This is a genomic window from Azoarcus sp. CIB (genome assembly GCF_001190925.1).
Lineage (GTDB): Bacteria > Pseudomonadota > Gammaproteobacteria > Burkholderiales > Rhodocyclaceae > Aromatoleum.
In genome coordinates, this window is record NZ_CP011072.1 from 2694196 (window position 1) to 2710773 (window position 16578).

Consider the following 16578-nt stretch of genomic DNA (forward strand, 5'->3'; position numbering starts at 1 on the left):
ACTGGCTGCCACGACGCCCTGACCATACCTGATGCTGCTTGCTTCACTAATCCTTGTCCCGTTCGCCGGCAGTCTGCTGGCGGCACTGATGCCGGAGAATGCCCGTAACCGTGAGGCTTGGTTGGCGTTCGCCGTCACGGCCTGCGGGCTGCTCGTTGCCGGCCTGCTCTACCCGGCCGTTTCAGCCGGCAAGGTGCTGCGCGAGGAGTTCGCCTGGCTGCCCTCGCACGGGCTCAATCTCATGCTGCGCGTGGATGGTCTGGCCTGGGTATTCACCATGCTGGTCCTCAGCATTGGCCTGCTTGTGGTGTTGTACGCGCGCTACTACATGTCGCCGAAAGACCCGGTACCGCGCTTCTTCTCCTTTCTGCTGGCCTTCATGGGGTCGATGCTGGGCGTGGTTCTGTCGGGCAACCTGGTGCAACTGGTGGTGTTCTGGGAGCTCACCAGCCTGACCTCGTTCCTGCTGATTGGCTACTGGCATCACCGCGCCGACGCTAGGCGCGGCGCGCGGATGGCGTTGACGGTGACGGCCACAGGAGGACTGTGCCTGCTTGCCGGCGTGCTCGTGCTCGGTCACATCGTCGGCAGCTACGATCTGGACGAAGTGCTGGCTGCGGGGGAGCGCATTCGTGCGCACGAGCTATACCGGGTGGCGCTGGTGTTGATTGCGCTGGGGGCGCTGACCAAGAGCGCCCAGTTCCCGTTCCACTTCTGGTTGCCGCATGCGATGGCCGCCCCGACGCCCGTGTCGTCCTATCTTCACTCGGCGACGATGGTGAAGGCGGGCGTCTTCCTGCTCGTGCGGCTGTGGCCGGCGCTAGCCGGAACGGCGGAATGGAACTGGATCATCGGCGGCGCCGGGGTGTGCACGCTGCTGATCGGCGCTTTCATCGCGATTTTCCAGCACGATCTCAAGGGCCTGCTCGCCTATTCGACAATCAGCCACCTCGGGCTGATCACGGTGCTGATCGGCATTGGCACGCCCCTAGCGATCGTCGCGGCGATCTTCCACATCCTCAATCACGCCACCTTCAAGGCTTCGCTGTTCATGACGGCCGGCATCATCGACCACGAAACCGGGACCCGCGATCTGCGCGTCCTGCGCGGACTGCGTCATCAGCTGCCGGTCACCACGGCCTTGGCCATCGTCTCCAGCGCCGCCATGGCGGGGGTGCCCCTGCTGAACGGCTTCCTGTCCAAGGAGATGTTCTTCGCGGAAACGGCTCTGGTGGGCGGCGACGAGCACTGGTGGATGTCCATCGCTGCCGTGGGGATGGGCATGTTCAGCGTCGCCTATTCGCTGCGCTTCATCTCGATTTTCTTCGGCACGCCCACGGTCGCATTCCCGCGCGAACCACACGAGCCGCCGCGCTCGATGCGGTTCCCAGTGGAACTGCTGGTAGTCGTGTGCCTGATGGTCGGTATCATGCCAAACGTGAGTATCGGGCCCATCCTCCATCTGGCCGTCACCGCGACATTGGGTGCGAGTACGCCCGAATACGACCTCGCCCCCTGGCACGGGCTCAACCTGCCTCTGCTGATGAGTGTGATTGCCCTTAGCGGCGGCGTAGTGCTCTACGTCGTGCTGCGCCGCTACTTCAATCTGCGGCAGCGCGAACAGGTTCCGCTCATCTACCGCTTCAACGGGGCTCAAGCCTACGAAAGCTCGATGATGTTCCTGACACGCTCGGCACAATGGCTGCTGCACCACCTGGGCACCGCACGCCTGCAACCGCAATTGCTGATGATGATGTTGGCGATGCTGGTGATTCCCCCGCTGCTCGTCGGCACGCCGCGAGTGTGGACCGAGATTCCGCTGCACGAACCCGACCCGCTGTTCGCGGCCATCTGGGTCATCGGCTGCGCCTGTGCGCTGGCGGGGGCGTGGATGGCGAAATATCACCGGCTGGCAGCCCTGATCCTCATCGGCGGAACGGGCATCGTGACTGCGGCCACGTTCTTGTGGCTCTCAGCGCCCGATCTGGCGCTGACGCAACTGATGGTGGAGACGGTCACGACCGTGCTGATCCTGCTCGGGCTGCGCTGGCTGCCGCCGCGCATCGAACCCAAAGTGCTCCATCTCACGATTCCGCGCAGCGTCTGGATGCGGCGCTCGCGCGACATGGTCGTAGCGGTCGTGGGCGGCCTCGTCATGGCGCTGCTGACTTACGCGGTACTGGTGCATCCCGCCCCCGCGACGATTGCCGATTTCTTCCTCTTGCGCGCTTTGAGCGAAGGCGGCGGGAGCAACGTCGTGAACGTGCTGCTGGTTGATTTCCGCAGTTTCGATACGTTGGGCGAAATCACGGTGCTATCGGTCGTCGCGCTCACGGTGTACGCGCTGCTGCGACGCTTCCGCCCCGCAGCGGACAGCGCCAGCGTGCCCGCGCAGCAAAGGAACACGGCCGATCCAGCAAGCAGGCAGGCTCCAGCCGAACAGGCCAACCGCGGATACCTCCTGGTAGCTGGAATCTACTTGCGCATGCTGTTGCCGTTCATCGGGGTGATCGCGGCCTACTTCTTTATGCGCGGACACAACCTGCCGGGTGGCGGCTTCGTTGCGGGCCTGATCTTCGCAGTGGCCATTCTCGTGCAATACATGCTGGCCGGTACGGTGTGGGTGGAGAGCCACCTTCAATTGCGGCCGCACCGCTGGCTGGGGTTCGGTCTGCTGCTGGCGTGTGCAACGGGCCTGGGCGCATGGGCGTTCGGCCATCCATTCCTCACGACCCATACGGCGCATGTCGATTGGCCGCTGCTGGGCGAACTGCACCTACCCAGCGCCTTCGTGTTCGATCTAGGCGTGTTCGCCGTCGTGGTCGGCACGACGATGCTGATGCTGGTCGCGCTGGCTCACCAGTCGTTGCGCGCGCGCCGTTTGCCGGGCGATGGTGCGCAGGACGACGGGATCGCGGACGGGAGGGACATCTGATGGAAATCGTGTTCGCCATCGCCGTGGGCGTGACCTTCGGTTCCGGCATCTGGCTGATCCTGCGCCCGCGGACGTTCCAGCTCATCACCGGTCTGCTGCTGATGTCCTATGCGGTCAATCTGTTCATTTTCGGCATGGGTCGCCTGTGGGTGGATCGGCCGCCGATCACGCCAAACGCTTCTATCGACCCCTTGCAGTATGCCGACCCGCTGCCGCAAGGGCTGGTGCTGACGGCGATCGTGATCGGCTTTGCGACCACCGCACTGTACCTGGTGATGATGATCGGGGCACGCGGCCTCACCGGCAGTGACCACGTCGATGGCGAGGAACCCCGCGAATGAGCCCGATGTCGTGGTGGGACCATCTGATCGTGTTACCCGTCCTGCTGCCCTTGGTCGCAGGGGCGCTGCTGATCCCGGTCAATCAGAAGCATCATCAGCTCAAGTTCGGCTGCACCGCCGTGGTCAGCATACTGTTGTGGGTGATGGCGGTGGCGCTGTTGCTGCTGGTCGATGGCGAGCACTGGCCGAAGGGGATTGGCGTCTATCTGGCCGCCAACTGGGCAGCCCCGTTCGGGATCGCGCTGATGGTCGACCGACTCGCCGCGCTGATGCTGGTGCTGACGGCGACCATCGCCCTCGCCGTGCTGGTCTTCTCCGCCCAGCGTTGGGGCCGGGTCGGCGTGCATTTCCACTCTTTGTTCCTCTTCCTGCTGATGGGGCTCAACGGCGCCTTCCTGACCAACGACCTGTTTAACCTGTTCGTTTTCTTCGAGGTCATGCTCGCCGCCTCGTACGGACTGGTGCTGCACGGCTACAACCTGAACCGCATCCGGGCCGGCATGCAATACATCGCCGTCAACCTGATCGCTTCCTTCATGTTCCTGATCGGTGTGGCGCTGATCTACGCTGCAACGGGCACGCTCAACATCGCCGACCTCGCCACCCGGGTAACGATGCTCCGGCCGGAGGATTCCTATCTGCTGGGCATCGGCGCGAGCGTGCTGGCCCTGGCCTTCCTGACCAAGGGGGCGATGTGGCCGCTCGGCTTCTGGCTACCAAGCACCTACGCGTCGGCGTGTCCGCCGGTTGCGGCGATACTGGTGGTGATGACCAAGGTCGGCGTGTATGCGGTGCTGCGGGTGTGGCTGGCCGTGTTTGGCGATTCGGCCGGCGCGCTCGCCGGTTTCGGCTTGATAGCGCTCACCGTCGGCGGCATGGCCACACTCGTGTTCGGCACCATCGGCATGCTCGCCAGTCAGGACGGCGCGCGCATGGCCGGGTACGGCGCGATCATCTCCTCGGGCACGCTGTTGGCCGTGATCGGGCAGGCCGGCGGCGCCGTGCTCGCGGCGGGGCTGTATTACCTGGTGGGTGCGACGCTGGCGATGTCCGCCTTCATGCTCCTGCTCGAACTCACCGAGCGCATACGCCCGCCGGGCGCCTCCCTGCTGGCCGTGACGATGGAGGCGTTTGCGATCGACGACAAACCGGAGGATCCGGTGGGCGTCGTCATTCCCGGCACCCTTGCAATCCTAGGCCTGAGCTTCGTGGGATGTGCGCTGGTCATCAGCGGCATGCCGCCGCTCTCGGGCTTCGTTGCCAAGTTCAGCCTGTTTCATGCACTGCTCGACTCCTCACCGCCCGGATCAGGCGGCGTGACGCCAACGACCTGGCTGCTGATCGCGCTGATCGTGCTCGCAGGCCTGGCGTCGATCATCGCGCTGATGCGGCTCGGTGTGCGGACGTTCTGGGCCTCGGCGGCCGTAACTCCGCCCAGTCTGCTCGCGTCCGAGGTGGCGCCCGTGACGACCCTGGTCGTGCTGTGTGTGGTTCTCACGATTCATGCCGACACGGCGTTCGACTATCTGAACCGGACCGTGGATGGCCTCAAGCGCGTCGGCGATTACAGCGAACGCGTGCTGGGCCAGTCTCCGGTCACTCGCGCGGCGGCCGCGGGGGGATCACGATGAGACGCTGGTTCCCGTCGCCGATGCTGTCGATCGGACTGCTGCTGATGTGGCTGATGCTGAACCAGAGCCTCGCACTGGCGCACTGGCTGCTGGGCGGGGTGCTGGCGATCGTGGCCCCCGTTCTGGCGCGCCCCCTGCAGCCGCACGGCTATGCGCGCATCGCGCGGCCGCTGGCCCTGTTCCGCCTACTGTGGATGTCGGCGATCGAGATCGTGCGCTCGTGCTTCAACGTCAGCCAGATCATCCTCTTCCGCAGGGCGGACGGCGTAAATTCGCAGTTCATCCGGATACCGCTCGACCTGCACAGCCCACACGGTCTGGCCCTGTTGTCCTGCCTGATCAACATGACGCCGGGCACGGTGTGGGTCGATCTGCTGCCCGACCGTCACGAACTGCTGTTGCACGTCTTCGACCTGCACGACGAGCGCTGGTGGGTCGAGACCATCAAGACGCGCTACGAGCGGCCGATCATCGAAGTGTTCGAAGCGCCCGCAGCCCCCGGCCAAGGAGGAAAAGCGTGACCGTTGGCACCCTGCTGTCCCTGGCAATCGGCTTTGCGCTCGTCTGCGTCGTGCTGGCCATGATGTCGTGCACCCTGCGTCTGATCATCGGGCCGTCGGCGCAGGATCGCGTGCTCGCACTCGATACGCTGTGGATGTGCACGATGCTGCTCGCACTGATGCTCGGCATCCGCTACGGCAGCCAGATCTATTTCGAGGCCGCCCTGGTGATCGCCCTGCTCGGCTTCGTCTCGACCATCGCGCTGGCCAAGTTCCTGATGCGCGGCGAGGTGATCGAATGAACGCCATCGATACACTGCCGTGGTGGGCTGCCGTGACGGTCGCGTTCCTGCTCGTACTCGGCGGCCTGATCACCCTCCTCGGCACCGTGGGATTGCTCCGGCTCCAGACTTTTTACCAACGCATTCACGGGCCCGCGATCACGATCACGCTGGGGACCGGCTGCATCCTGATCGCATCGATGGTGTATTTCACCGTAATCCAATCCCGACCGGTGATCCACGAGATCCTGATCGGCGCATTCGTACTGATGACCGCGCCGGTCGTCTCCATGCTGATCATGCGCGCTGCGATATACCGTGCCCCGCGCACCGGCGGTGCCGCGCTGGCGGTGCGCGACACCACCGTGGCGCAAGGAGCTGGCGACGATCAGGATGGGTGAGAGCCGGACCACCACTGCCTTCAAGCCCATTAGGCTTTTGCACACTTTTCAGCACACTACCTTGGCCCGATAGAGTCCCCAGCCACAAAAGTTGTCGTTCGAGCAGCGAGCAGCCAAGACGACTGTCGTGCCCCGCCGCGCATTCACGCCGCCCTTCCGACGGGCTGTCCAGTCAAGCCAGACCTGGTTTCTCACCGACTGTAACCTTTCCCCCGCGGTTCCCATCCAATGGGCAACAACAGGAGACAGTCATGAGCATATCCGGCGAAGCAGCAGAAGACCGCGTGCCGGTTTCAGACGCTGCGCTTGCACACAGCATCGTGATCGGCGAGGCGGGGGCCTTCGAACGGTTGATGCGCCAACACAATCGTCGCCTGTTCAGGGTTGCACGGAGCATCCTGCGAGACGATGCCGAGGCCGAGGATGCCCTGCAGGAAGGCTACATCAAGGCCCATCGCGCGATGGCCGGCTTCCGCGGCGATGCGCGTCTATCGACCTGGTTGACGAGGATCATCGTCAACCAGGCCCTCGAGCGCAGGCAGCGGTTCCACAACGCGTCCGACGCGCAAGCCGAGGGCGAAGCTGTCATCGAAATCGGCGTTGAGGGCGTACCGGAAACGCCCGAGACCCTGGCGATGCGCAATGACCTGCGGCGCCTTATCGAGCACTCGATCGACGATTTGCCCGAGGCATACCGCAGCGTCTTCATCCTGCGTGCCGTGGAGGGCTTGAGCGTCGAAGAGACCGCCGCCTCGCTGGGAATATCCGAAGCGAATACCAAGGTCCGCCTGTTGCGCGCCAGGGCCAGCCTGCGCGAGTCCCTGGGGCTGCGCCTCGGTCCGCTGCTGGAGAACGTCTTCGCGTTCGACGGCCAGCGCTGCGACCGCATCGTGTCGCAAGTTTGCGCCCGCCTTGGGCTTCCGCCTGCAGCCGCTTCTGGTCCCGGCGCGCTGCTTTCACCCACCACCCCGAGGAGTTCATCATGATTGTCCGCATCAATCCCTTTTCCGCACTCCAAGACCTAGGCCGGCGCCGCTTCCTGGCCGGCACGGGCGCGACGCTGTCCGCCGCGGCGGTCGCCCTAATGGCAGGACGTCCGGCGCTGGCCGCCGGTCAGGGCAGCAAGCATGACGATCTGGAGACCGACGTGCGCATTCTCAACACCGCGCTCGGCGCCGAACTGGAGGCCATCGCTGCCTATGCAGTGGGCGCCGGCAGCGGCCTGCTGCAGAAACCCGTGCTGGATCTGGCGGTGCAGTTCCAGGGGCACCACAAGGAGCATGCCGCGGTGCTCGCGAAGACGATCCGCAAACTGGGCGGCACGCCGGTTGAAGCGCGCGAGCATTACCAGTTTCCCACCGACGGGCTCAAGACCCAGAATGATGTGCTGGGCTTCGCGGCCGGGCTCGAGCGCGGCGCGGTGAGCGCCTACCTGGGCGCAGTACCGCTGTTCCGCGGACGCGAGCTGGCGAGCGCTGCGGCCAGCATCCTGGGCGACGAGGCCATGCACTGGGCCATCCTGCGCCAAGCGCTGGGCCAGGACCCGGTGCCCACGGCCTTTATGTCATGAAACATCGCGCCGCCACCGCCGTGCTGGTGCTGGCGGCATTGGTCTCGCTGCCCGCCGGCGCCATCGTGCCGGGCGATCCGGTCCGCGGCGAGGCCATCTACGCCCGCTGCCAGGCCTGCCACGCACTCGGCTACGACCGTACCGGGCCGAAACATTGCGGCCTGTTCGGACGCCGTGCCGGCGGCGTGCCGGGCTTCCGCTATTCGCCGGCCATGGCACAAGCCGATGTCGTCTGGGACGCGAATACGCTGGACCGTTTTCTCGCCAACCCGACCGGCATGATACCGGGCACGGCCATGGGCTATGCAGGCATTGCCGATCGGCAGGAACGGGCGGACCTGATCGCGTGGCTGCGACAGGCAAGCGCGTCGCCCATCGAATGTCCGCCGTGAGGCATATATGAAACTCCAGATCGTCTCGGACCTTCACCTCGGGCTAGCACCCTGTGAGCTTCCTGACACCGGCGCGGAGTTGTTGATCCTGGCGGGAGATATCCACCGTCCGCGAGAAGCGCTCCAGTGGGCCAGGGCGCTGGGGAGACCGGCTATCTATGTGCCGGGCAACCACGAGTATTACGGCTCAAGCATCGCCGCGACGAACCGACTGCTACGCGAACTCAGTCGCGACAGCATGGTGACGGTGCTCGACTGTGCCGAAAAGCGCATCGGCAATGTGCGCATTCTCGGCGCAGCACTGTGGACGGATTTCCGTATTGCAGGAGACGAGGCGGCCCGCGAGCAGGCGATGAACGACGCTACTCGCTTCAGCCGCGATTTCAGCCGTATCACCATAGACGAAGGCCAGAAAGAGCTCTTCACGCCGCATCACTGCGCGGCCCTTTTCGAACGGCACGCACGTTGGCTCGAAGCGCGGCTCGCGCAACCGTTCGAAGGTATCACCGTGGTGGTGACCCATTTTGCTCCGTCGCCTGAGAGCATCGCGCCGCGCTTCGCCGGGTCGCCGCTCAATGCGTGCTTCGTCTCCGACCTCGAAGCGCTGGTCGCGGGCAGCGGCGCGGTGCTGTGGATACACGGCCACACCCACGACAGCTTCGACTACCGGCTTGGCGGCACGCGCGTTCTGGCCAATCCACGCGGCTATGTGCTCGATGGCACGCCTGAAAACCGGGATTTCGAGCCCGCTTTGACGGTACAGGTGGGCTGAACTCCAAGGGCGACGAAGTCGTCCGAAACTTCTACCGGAGAACGATCATGCTGCAACGCATCGCACACATCCGCATCAAAAAGCCTCTCACGCTTTTCGCCGCCCTCTCGGTTGTCATGATTGCAGTGGCTCTATCCAGCCTCCCGGCGGTTTCGGCCGGACAGCCGGGGGGAAACAAGCACTCCGGACAGTTCATCTTCCGTTTCGACACCTTTGGCGACGAGGCCCTATGGACCGACACGCTGCGCCTCCACGAGATCATCCAGTCGTCCGTCAGCCCGCGAACCGCTCTTTCGGTTGGTCTGAAGGTGGATGCGACGGCCCTTCCGCCGAATTTCCTGACCAAGAACAACCTCGACGATCCGGCAACCACCGTCGAGTTGATCCGGCGCAACGCCGTGGTCGGTCTCGTGGGAAAGGTCGAGGATGGGCGACTCACGTCGCTCGGCACCACCTGCGCAATCTGCCACTCGACGGTAAACAATTCGGTCGCCCCGGGTATCGGGGAGCGGCTCGACGGCTGGCCGAATCTCGACCTCAATCCAGGGGCGATCATCGCACTTTCGCCCGCACTCACCGAGTCGCAGAAAGCGGCATACAACTCGTGGGGGCCCGGCCGCTACGACCCGCGCTTCAATATCGACGGCATCAACCGCCCGGTCGTCATTCCGCCGGTATATGGGCTGCGGGACGTGCCTTTTGAGACCTTCACCGGCGACGGGAAGATTTCCTATTGGAACAATTATGTCGCGGTCACGCAGATGGGTGGGCACGGAAGTTTTTCCGACCCCCGTCTGGGCATCAACATCGTTCAGACCCCGGACCTCGTAGCGCCGAAACTGCCAGCTCTCCGCGCCTACCAGCTGAGTCTTCCGGTCCCGCCGCCGCCGGCGGACGCGGTGAACCAGACGGCGGCCCAACGAGGTCAGGCCCTATTCGACGGGGCCGCCCGCTGCGGCACGTGCCACATCTCGCCCACCTACACTGATGTGCAAAACGGCCCGAACGCCGACACCCCCTTACTGCATGAGCCGGCGGCGACGGGAATGGAGCCTGTCTACGCGCAGCGCAGCGCCACGCAGAAGTACCGGACGACCCCCTTGCGAGGCCTTTGGCAGCATCCGCCGTATTTTCACGACGGTAGCGCGGCGACCCTGCTAGACGTCGTCAATCACTACGATGCCCACTTCGCCCTGGGTTTGAGCCCCGCGGAAAAATTCGATCTCGTGGAATTCCTCAAGTCGCTATAAGCCGCGAATGCCGGCCGGAGGCCTCCGATGATATGACATGAGAGTTCTTGGGGCACCGAGTTGCGCCCCTACTTGACCATGAGCCCGGGCGGGGACGTCTGGGCCGACGGACGCAGCCTCATTCCAGGCAGCACACCCGCTCGGCCGGTTCCTTGCAACCGCAACCGGCCTGGTTCGCGATCTGGCGGTGGATCGTCCTGAAGCGCTCCTGGACGCTGTCGCCGAAGATCGGATCGGCGGCGAAGTGGATTGCGGAATTGACGAGGAACCAGTCAGTCTCCGCCAACAACTCGGCGAGGCGCGGGAATATCTCGCGCTCCTCGATGTTCATGTGATCTTTCAGGAAGGCAACGTATTTTCGGACATCGGCTTCGAGCGTCGCACGCGACATCATCGCTCCGGCGGCGGCTGCGTTGAGGTCCGCAGCAAGGATTACGCCGCTCTCCGAAATCTGCCGATGCTGGCCAGCGAGTTCCGAGACAACGCTTTCCATCGTCGGATCGCGGGCAAGCAATTGCCGGAATGCGACGTCCTCGCGCGGATGATGGAAGCGGTCGGGATACTGCGTCATGTAGTACACGATGTCCGACATGAGCTCGTAATCCGGCTGCTCGCCGTGGACGAAGAGTTCCGTCTGGGATTGGAGCAGATCGAGCAGCTTGTGGTAATTGGCGTGCTCGGCTTGCCATTTCTGCGTGTGTCCGGACATGACGATCTCCAGCGTTCGTTAGGGGCGATACCGACATCCCGCATGCCGCGGCTGCCGGCACCGGTCTGTTCTGCGCGACTTCATCCTAGGGAGTCCCCCAGGCGCCGGAAATGACTTTTGTCATTCAGGGGCCGGCGCGCGTGGCCTAAATTTCTCTCGCACTGCGGACCGAACCGCACACCCGAAGAGAGATGAGCCATGACATACGTAGTCACCGAAGCCTGCATCAAGTGCAAACACACCGATTGCGTCGATGTCTGTCCCGTCGACGCCTTCCGCGAAGGCCCCAATTTCCTCGTGATCGACCCACGGGAATGCATCGACTGCACGCTTTGCGTGGCCGAGTGCCCCGTCGACGCGATCTTCTCCGAGGACGACGTGCCGGCTGACCAACGACAATTCATCCCGCTCAACGAGGAACTGGCAAAGGTGTGGATACCTATCGTCGAGGTCAAGCCGGCTCCATCGGATGCCGGGCTGTGGTCGACGGTGAAGAACAAGCTCAAGCTGCTCGAACGCTGACCGCGACCGTCGTCGCGCAGCCACCCGGCTCAGGTGTCGACGATCCGCTGCAGCATGTCCGCGCGCACAATCTCGATCCCGCCGGGCCGTGCAGCAAGCCAGCCGGCCTTCTGCCACCGGCTCAGGATGCGGATCACGGTCTCGACCCGCGCGCTCACGAGCTGGCTGATTTCATCGCGGCCGAGGTGCACGTCGACGACGACCGTACCCGCATCGGTCGGCCGGCCAAATCGCTCGATCAGGTAACGCATCAGCGCTGCGAGCCGGCGCGGCACCGAACCGGCGCTGACGATGTCGATCTTCGCGCGCAGCGCGGCGGTGTGTCGCAGCAAGGCGCGGTTCACCGCCAGCGCGACGGCGACGGAGTTTTTCAGGGATTCACACAGCGCGTCTGCGCGGATGGACAGGACGTCGGCCATTCCACCGATCGCGATGGCATCCGCCGGGAAGACCTCATGTTCGAGCGCTGCGGCAAGCCCGATCGCCTCGCCCGGCCGGAACAGGCCGACGACAATGCCTTCGCCGGTCGGCGTCATCTGCCGGATCTGGACGATGCCCGATTCGATCACCGCAAAGTGACTTGCGCGCTCGCCGGCAAACCACAGCGCTTCCCCGGGATCCAGGCGGCGAAGTCGCGCGCCCCGAGTCAGGCGGGCGAGATCGCCGGAGTCCAGTCTCGAGAACAGTTCGTGCGCGCCGAGCCGCCTGGCCGGCGCGTCGGCAACAACGCTCCACCGCCCTTCGACCGAAGGGCTGGCCGGATGCAACATCGACAATGGAGGCGAATGACCCATGATGTTCCCGTGGCGACTTGGCAGGCGCACCCGCTACGAAGACTCACGCACGAGCGCGAGCCGGATGCGTTCGATCGCATGCGACGGACTCAGCCCCTTGGGGCAGACTTCAGTGCAGTTCATGATCGAACGGCAGCGGTACAGGCGATATACGTCGTCCAGGTAGGCGAGCCGCTCCGCAGTCGCCGTGTCGCGGGAGTCGGAGATGAAGCGGTACGCCTGCAGCAGGCCCGCCGGACCGATGAACTTGTCGGGATTCCACCAGAAGGACGGACAGAAAGCACTGCAGCACGCGCACAGGATGCATTCGTACAGCCCGTTCAACTTTTCGCGCTCCGCGGGCGACTGCAGGCGTTCGCGCTCGGGAGGGACCTCGTTATTGATGAGGTAGGGCTTGATCGAGTGGTAATGCGCGAAGAACTGCGTCATGTCGACGATGAGGTCGCGGATCACGGGAAAACCCGGCAACGGCCGCAGCACGACCGGCTCCTTCAGGCCCGGCAGCGACGTGAGGCACGCCAGTCCGTTACGACCGTTGATGTTCATCGCATCCGATCCGCACACGCCTTCACGACAGGAACGGCGGAATGAGAGGCTGTCGTCCATCGTCTTGAGCCGCATCAGCACGTCGAGCAGCTTCTTGTCGCCCGCCTCGGGCGCGACGTCGTAATCCTGCATACGCGGCTTCGCGTCGGTTTCGGGGTTGAAGCGGTAGATGCTGACTCGCAATGTTCTCTCCTCCGCCACTCTTAAGCACCGCGGGCAAAGTGCGCCGCCATCGTCAGCACGACGCGAATGAAGATCGCAAACAGGATCACCGCGATCAGCGCAAGCAAGGGCAGCCGCAGCGTCGGCGCGTGGATGTAGTCGAGGACGATGTCACGCACGCCGATCCATCCGTGCAGGCACAGCGCGGCGAAGAACACGACGATCAGCACTGCGCCATGCGTGCTCGTCGCCAGCGCGTGCCAGCTTTCATAGCTGCGCGACGGCCCCGTCAGCAGCGTCGCAGCCCCCAGCGCAAGCAGGATCAGCAGCATCAGCGCCGTCACGCGCTGCAGTACCCAGGCCCGTTGCCCGAGAAAGAGCCTCACGACAACCACCTCACCGCGGCCGCAAATGCAATGATCCCCGCCGCGAGGATCGCAGCCCAGGCGCTGGTGCGTGCCTGTGAGAGACGGCTCCCGACACCGATATCCATCAACAGGTGGCGCACACCGGCGAGTACGTGATGTGCGGCGGCCCAAACGAGAATGACAAGGAGCAGTGCCCGCCAGGGCTCAGATACCAGGTCGCGCAGAGCGTCGAACTCCGACTCGCTGCGAAGCGAGCGGTCGAGCGCGAACGCGAGAAGCGGCAGGCTCACCACGAGCAGTACGCCCGCAACCCGGTGTCCGATCGACGCGATCGCACCGATTGGAAAGCGGATCTGCGACAGATTCAGAAATTTCGGCGCACTAGCCGAGCGTGCTCGCATGCTGGCCTCCCAAGCCGATTCAATGCCCCGACGACAAGTATCTCCGTGGCGATCCGGATCACCTCATAGACCCTACCCCGTCGCGGTGCGCCTCGATGCCGCCGCGCCGGCTCGCAGGACACGGCAGACCTGCGCAGGGATGAACGCCATCCGCTTCAATATAGCGGGAGCCGCAAAAGAATCAACTCCAATGCATCTTTAATTCCAACCCCGGAATCGCCGGGCGCTTCGCAGCGGGCGATGGCTTCGAACTAGGATGCATTCATCGATTTCGGTTCATGGAGACCCGACTCAAGGACGGGCAGTCGCCGGCCAATGACACTCGTACCGCTGAGTGCATAGTTTCAGAATCTTCACCACACATACGAGATAGGAGTTTGACATTGCCGCCCTAATCCACCGATCCTCGATGATCGTCATCGATCTCCGATAATCGCCGCCGCCATGAGTCCCAGCGCCACCAGGGAAACGCCCCTTCGTTGTCGAACTACCAGATGGTTTACCTCCCTGCGTGAGAAGTGCTATATCAGCCCGAGTTCGCGGCAGTGGTACTTTAGGCGACAACCGCCCAGCCGCCGCGATCAGGCTCAGGGATAAGAGAACATGACGCTAACAAAAGCAGAAATCGTGCAAGTCGTCGTCGACAACGTCGGACTGAACAAGCGGGAAGCGTCGGAGATGGTCGAGGCTTTTTTCGAAGAAATCAGCACTTCGCTCGAAGCTGGTGAGGACGTCAAGCTGTCGGGCTTCGGCGGATTTCAACTGCGCGAGAAACCCGAGCGTCCGGGCCGCAACCCGAAGACCGGTGAGACGGCGCGGGTAACCGCGCGCCGCGTCGTGACTTTTCACCCGAGCCAGAAACTCAAACTGAAGGTCAGTGAATTTGCAGGCAAGCGTCAGGAGCCGCGCCAGGCCGACAAATCAGTCGGGGGGTCTTACGAAGTTCAGCGCTGGCGAATAACAGAGCCGGTCTGAGCGGCCGGATCGGGCGGTGGCAGGCCGGCCAACCCGGGGCTTCGTCGCACGCCCCATTCGGCCACCTTCGGTCAGATGACTACGCGTCCTCTACCCTGTCGTGATTCCAGCGCCGCTGAGTCTCTGCGTCGGCATATGCGCTTTGCGAATTCAGACCGACCATTAGCAACACCGCTCAGTCGGTCCGGTGATCTTACAAAGTTTGCAGGATTTGAACGTTGGCCACCGGGTGATGCCTCGTATGCTTCCGAGCTACCCTAAGAAACAAACTGCGCCAAACAGGTGGCGCCTGCCTCCCCAACCACTCTGAGCTTTCCTGCAGCGCTGCGGGACTGGAATTCCACCGGTGCATGCCCATATCCAGGCAGTTACAGCCCAGTGCTCAACACAGCTAAAACAAGCACTTACGAGGCATTTCGTAAATTTCGTAATATGCTCAACGCATTGCCACAACTCGTAAGTGCTTGAATTTATGGGGCGACATACCGGGATCGAACCGGTGACAACTGGAGCCACAAGACTGGTTACTAATACGTAAAATCAAACACTTGCGTCACTTTATTTTCAAAACAACGTCTTCCCACTCCCCGCAACGGCGCGGAACTACGGCGGACTTTTGAAAGTTCTTTGGGTGCAATCCGACCTTTCCAGCGTCCTAATCAAACGCCCGTCACCACGGTCACGGCGGCTGGATCACTGCCACGCACCGGGGGAGCAATGACAGGTCGAGCAACGGCGGTGCGAGTATGACCCGTGATTCCGCACGAATCAGATCGGCCTTCTCCGGAGAGCCCAATCATCGGGAGCGCTCTCGGCCGGGTCGAAGTCGAGTTCGACTTCGACCCCGTTCGGATCCGTGAAGAAGACCTGCCACGTGCGCAGTTCGCCCGGCGCGCGAATGATGCGGTAGCTGACGCCGGCCGCATCCAGGCGATTCAGCGTGCGCACTAGTCCCTCAGCGCGAAATGCCATGTGGTCGAGAACGCCCCGACGCGGCTCGGGCATTTCTTTGACACTGATGACGTGCAGCACGGCTTGCTGCGATATGTAGAGCCAGCAGCCGGAGACGGGAAAAGGCGGACGCGGCCCTTCCTCCATCTCGAGCAGTTCCGTGTAGAAGCGACGCGTCACATCGAGGCGATCGGTAACGATCGTGAAGTGGTCCATTCGCGTGATCATGAATTGCTCCGACGGAGGTTGAATTCTGTAAGGCGGCAGGACGCCGTGGTTTGCAGCGGGTGAGCGCTCTTACATGAGCCCGCTGTAGCTTCCACCGTCCACCTGCAAGTTCTGTCCCGATATGTAGGAAGCCTGCATTGAACACAGAAACGCACATGCGGCGGCGAACTCCTCGGGGCGGCCGAATCTGCCTGCAGCGACGGGCTTGAGCATGTCATGCCGGGCCTCCTCGAAGCTGCACCCGGCTCTCGTCGCCTGCTGTTCGATCAAGTAGCGCAGCCGGTCGGTTTCGATCCGCTCCGGCAGCAGGTTATTGATCGTGACGTTGTCGCGCGCGACGGCTCGCGATAGTGCCTTGGAGAAGGCCGTCAATCCTGCGCGCGCGGCAGTCGAGAGCCCGAGCGGGAGCTGCGGCGATTTCACCATCGCGGAGGTGATATTGACGATGCGCCCGAACTTGCGCTTCCGCATTCCCCCCACGACGGCCTGGATGAGGAGTATCCCGGACAGCATGTTGGCTTCGATGGCGCCCAGCCACGCTGCGTGATCCCAATCCTCGATCCTGCCGGGTGCGGGCCCGCCGTTGTTGGTGACGAGGATGTCCGGTTCATCGCATGCGGCGAGCAGAAGCTGCCGCCCTCGCTCGGTATCGAGGTCCGCAGCAACGGTGACGGGCCTCACTCCGGTCTCCCGCGCGATCTCGTCTGCCGCCAAGGTCAGGCGCCCCTCGTCACGTCCGTTGAGGAAGACCGTACAGCCTTCCCGCGCCAACTCCAAGGCACAGGCTCTTCCAAGGCCGCGTGAGGACGCGCACACGATCGCCCGACGTCCATTGATTCCGAAATCCAT

19 protein-coding genes and 1 pseudogene are annotated in these 16578 nt (G+C 63.6%); 13 read left to right on the forward strand and 7 right to left on the reverse strand.

All coding sequences use genetic code 11. From position 1 onward, the window contains the following. The first annotated feature begins 31 nt into the window (after positions 1-31). The 11 genes from AzCIB_RS11825 to AzCIB_RS11875 all read left to right on the forward strand — a co-directional run bounded on the left by AzCIB_RS11825 (position 32) and on the right by AzCIB_RS11875 (position 10073). On the forward strand, positions 32-2935 hold the full coding sequence (locus AzCIB_RS11825; RefSeq protein WP_050416084.1) for a monovalent cation/H+ antiporter subunit A: 2904 nt from the start codon (positions 32-34) through the stop codon (positions 2933-2935). Further along, a complete protein-coding gene (locus tag AzCIB_RS11830; protein WP_050416085.1) occupies positions 2935-3276 on the forward strand; it encodes a Na+/H+ antiporter subunit C in 342 nt (113 codons plus the stop codon). The genes AzCIB_RS11825 and AzCIB_RS11830 overlap by 1 nt, the downstream gene beginning before the upstream one ends. Then, a complete protein-coding gene (locus AzCIB_RS11835; RefSeq protein ID WP_050416086.1) occupies positions 3273-4907 on the forward strand; it encodes a monovalent cation/H+ antiporter subunit D in 1635 nt (544 codons plus the stop codon). Before AzCIB_RS11830 ends, AzCIB_RS11835 begins: the two co-directional genes overlap by 4 nt. Further along, positions 4904-5428, forward strand: coding sequence for a Na+/H+ antiporter subunit E (locus AzCIB_RS11840; RefSeq protein WP_050416087.1), 525 nt, complete (start codon positions 4904-4906; stop codon positions 5426-5428). Before AzCIB_RS11835 ends, AzCIB_RS11840 begins: the two co-directional genes overlap by 4 nt. Next, positions 5425-5709 carry a K+/H+ antiporter subunit F gene (locus AzCIB_RS11845; protein ID WP_050416088.1) on the forward strand — a complete coding sequence of 95 codons (285 nt, stop codon included), beginning with the start codon at positions 5425-5427 and terminating at the stop codon, positions 5707-5709. Before AzCIB_RS11840 ends, AzCIB_RS11845 begins: the two co-directional genes overlap by 4 nt. Then, positions 5706-6089 carry a monovalent cation/H(+) antiporter subunit G gene (gene mnhG / locus AzCIB_RS11850; protein ID WP_050416089.1) on the forward strand — a complete coding sequence of 128 codons (384 nt, stop codon included), beginning with the start codon at positions 5706-5708 and terminating at the stop codon, positions 6087-6089. The genes AzCIB_RS11845 and mnhG overlap by 4 nt, the downstream gene beginning before the upstream one ends. A 251-nt stretch (positions 6090-6340) precedes the next feature. After that, positions 6341-7075, forward strand: coding sequence for an RNA polymerase sigma factor (locus tag AzCIB_RS11855; protein ID WP_050416090.1), 735 nt, complete (start codon positions 6341-6343; stop codon positions 7073-7075). Next, positions 7072-7659 (forward strand): ferritin-like domain-containing protein, encoded by a 588-nt coding sequence (locus tag AzCIB_RS11860; protein WP_018991732.1) that lies wholly within the window; start codon positions 7072-7074, stop codon positions 7657-7659. Before AzCIB_RS11855 ends, AzCIB_RS11860 begins: the two co-directional genes overlap by 4 nt. Continuing rightward, on the forward strand, positions 7656-8051 hold the full coding sequence (locus AzCIB_RS11865; RefSeq protein WP_018991731.1) for a c-type cytochrome: 396 nt from the start codon (positions 7656-7658) through the stop codon (positions 8049-8051). Before AzCIB_RS11860 ends, AzCIB_RS11865 begins: the two co-directional genes overlap by 4 nt. 7 nt (positions 8052-8058) lie before the next feature. Then, a complete protein-coding gene (locus AzCIB_RS11870; protein ID WP_026296183.1) occupies positions 8059-8823 on the forward strand; it encodes a metallophosphoesterase family protein in 765 nt (254 codons plus the stop codon). Between the two features lie 47 nt (positions 8824-8870). After that, positions 8871-10073: a hypothetical protein gene (locus AzCIB_RS11875; protein ID WP_018991729.1), complete on the forward strand. Its 1203-nt coding sequence runs from the start codon at positions 8871-8873 to the stop codon at positions 10071-10073. A 118-nt stretch (positions 10074-10191) separates the two neighbouring features. Here AzCIB_RS11875 and AzCIB_RS11880 read toward each other — a convergent pair whose 3' ends face one another. After that, on the reverse strand, positions 10192-10782 hold the full coding sequence (locus tag AzCIB_RS11880; protein WP_050416091.1) for a hemerythrin domain-containing protein: 591 nt from the start codon (positions 10780-10782) through the stop codon (positions 10192-10194). Positions 10783-10980: 198 nt separating this feature from the next. On the opposite strand from AzCIB_RS11880, the gene fdxA reads away from it, so the two are divergent. Next, positions 10981-11304 (forward strand): ferredoxin FdxA, encoded by a 324-nt coding sequence (gene fdxA / locus AzCIB_RS11885; protein ID WP_050416092.1) that lies wholly within the window; start codon positions 10981-10983, stop codon positions 11302-11304. A gap of 29 nt (positions 11305-11333) precedes the next feature. Here fdxA and AzCIB_RS11890 read toward each other — a convergent pair whose 3' ends face one another. Genes AzCIB_RS11890 through sdhC form a run of 4 tightly spaced genes read right to left on the reverse strand, consistent with a single transcriptional unit; the run spans position 11334 to position 13575 of the window. After that, on the reverse strand, positions 11334-12074 hold the full coding sequence (locus AzCIB_RS11890) for a Crp/Fnr family transcriptional regulator (RefSeq protein WP_232299208.1): 741 nt from the start codon (positions 12072-12074) through the stop codon (positions 11334-11336). A gap of 57 nt (positions 12075-12131) precedes the next feature. Next, positions 12132-12827 carry a succinate dehydrogenase iron-sulfur subunit gene (locus AzCIB_RS11895; protein ID WP_083446986.1) on the reverse strand — a complete coding sequence of 232 codons (696 nt, stop codon included), beginning with the start codon at positions 12825-12827 and terminating at the stop codon, positions 12132-12134. Between the two features lie 20 nt (positions 12828-12847). Continuing rightward, positions 12848-13192, reverse strand: coding sequence for a succinate dehydrogenase, hydrophobic membrane anchor protein (gene sdhD, locus AzCIB_RS11900; protein WP_050416093.1), 345 nt, complete (start codon positions 13190-13192; stop codon positions 12848-12850). Next, positions 13189-13575 carry a succinate dehydrogenase, cytochrome b556 subunit gene (gene sdhC, locus AzCIB_RS11905; protein WP_050416094.1) on the reverse strand — a complete coding sequence of 129 codons (387 nt, stop codon included), beginning with the start codon at positions 13573-13575 and terminating at the stop codon, positions 13189-13191. Before sdhC ends, sdhD begins: the two co-directional genes overlap by 4 nt. A gap of 603 nt (positions 13576-14178) precedes the next feature. On the opposite strand from sdhC, the pseudogene AzCIB_RS11910 reads away from it, so the two are divergent. Further along, positions 14179-14481, forward strand: a pseudogene (locus AzCIB_RS11910) (integration host factor subunit alpha); the annotation flags it as partial. Positions 14482-15318: 837 nt separating this feature from the next. Here AzCIB_RS11910 and AzCIB_RS11915 read toward each other — a convergent pair. After that, on the reverse strand, positions 15319-15717 hold the full coding sequence (locus AzCIB_RS11915; protein ID WP_232299209.1) for a VOC family protein: 399 nt from the start codon (positions 15715-15717) through the stop codon (positions 15319-15321). An 81-nt stretch (positions 15718-15798) separates the two neighbouring features. After that, on the reverse strand, positions 15799-16578 hold the full coding sequence (locus AzCIB_RS11920; RefSeq protein ID WP_050416096.1) for an SDR family oxidoreductase: 780 nt from the start codon (positions 16576-16578) through the stop codon (positions 15799-15801).

Coding starts and splice junctions, on each gene's coding strand:
- AzCIB_RS11825 (WP_050416084.1), top strand. CDS start 32: ATGCTGCTTGCTTCACTAATCCTTGTCCCGTTCGCCGGCAGTCTGCTG.
- AzCIB_RS11830 (WP_050416085.1), top strand. CDS start 2,935: ATGGAAATCGTGTTCGCCATCGCCGTGGGCGTGACCTTCGGTTCCGGC.
- AzCIB_RS11835 (WP_050416086.1), top strand. CDS start 3,273: ATGAGCCCGATGTCGTGGTGGGACCATCTGATCGTGTTACCCGTCCTG.
- AzCIB_RS11840 (WP_050416087.1), top strand. CDS start 4,904: ATGAGACGCTGGTTCCCGTCGCCGATGCTGTCGATCGGACTGCTGCTG.
- mnhG (WP_050416089.1), top strand. CDS start 5,706: ATGAACGCCATCGATACACTGCCGTGGTGGGCTGCCGTGACGGTCGCG.
- AzCIB_RS11855 (WP_050416090.1), top strand. CDS start 6,341: ATGAGCATATCCGGCGAAGCAGCAGAAGACCGCGTGCCGGTTTCAGAC.
- AzCIB_RS11860 (WP_018991732.1), top strand. CDS start 7,072: ATGATTGTCCGCATCAATCCCTTTTCCGCACTCCAAGACCTAGGCCGG.
- AzCIB_RS11865 (WP_018991731.1), top strand. CDS start 7,656: ATGAAACATCGCGCCGCCACCGCCGTGCTGGTGCTGGCGGCATTGGTC.
- AzCIB_RS11870 (WP_026296183.1), top strand. CDS start 8,059: ATGAAACTCCAGATCGTCTCGGACCTTCACCTCGGGCTAGCACCCTGT.
- AzCIB_RS11875 (WP_018991729.1), top strand. CDS start 8,871: ATGCTGCAACGCATCGCACACATCCGCATCAAAAAGCCTCTCACGCTT.
- AzCIB_RS11880 (WP_050416091.1), bottom strand. CDS start 10,782: ATGTCCGGACACACGCAGAAATGGCAAGCCGAGCACGCCAATTACCAC.
- fdxA (WP_050416092.1), top strand. CDS start 10,981: ATGACATACGTAGTCACCGAAGCCTGCATCAAGTGCAAACACACCGAT.
- AzCIB_RS11890 (WP_232299208.1), bottom strand. CDS start 12,074: ATGTTGCATCCGGCCAGCCCTTCGGTCGAAGGGCGGTGGAGCGTTGTT.
- sdhC (WP_050416094.1), bottom strand. CDS start 13,575: ATGCGAGCACGCTCGGCTAGTGCGCCGAAATTTCTGAATCTGTCGCAG.
- AzCIB_RS11915 (WP_232299209.1), bottom strand. CDS start 15,717: ATGGACCACTTCACGATCGTTACCGATCGCCTCGATGTGACGCGTCGC.
- AzCIB_RS11920 (WP_050416096.1), bottom strand. CDS start 16,578: ATGGATTTCGGAATCAATGGACGTCGGGCGATCGTGTGCGCGTCCTCA.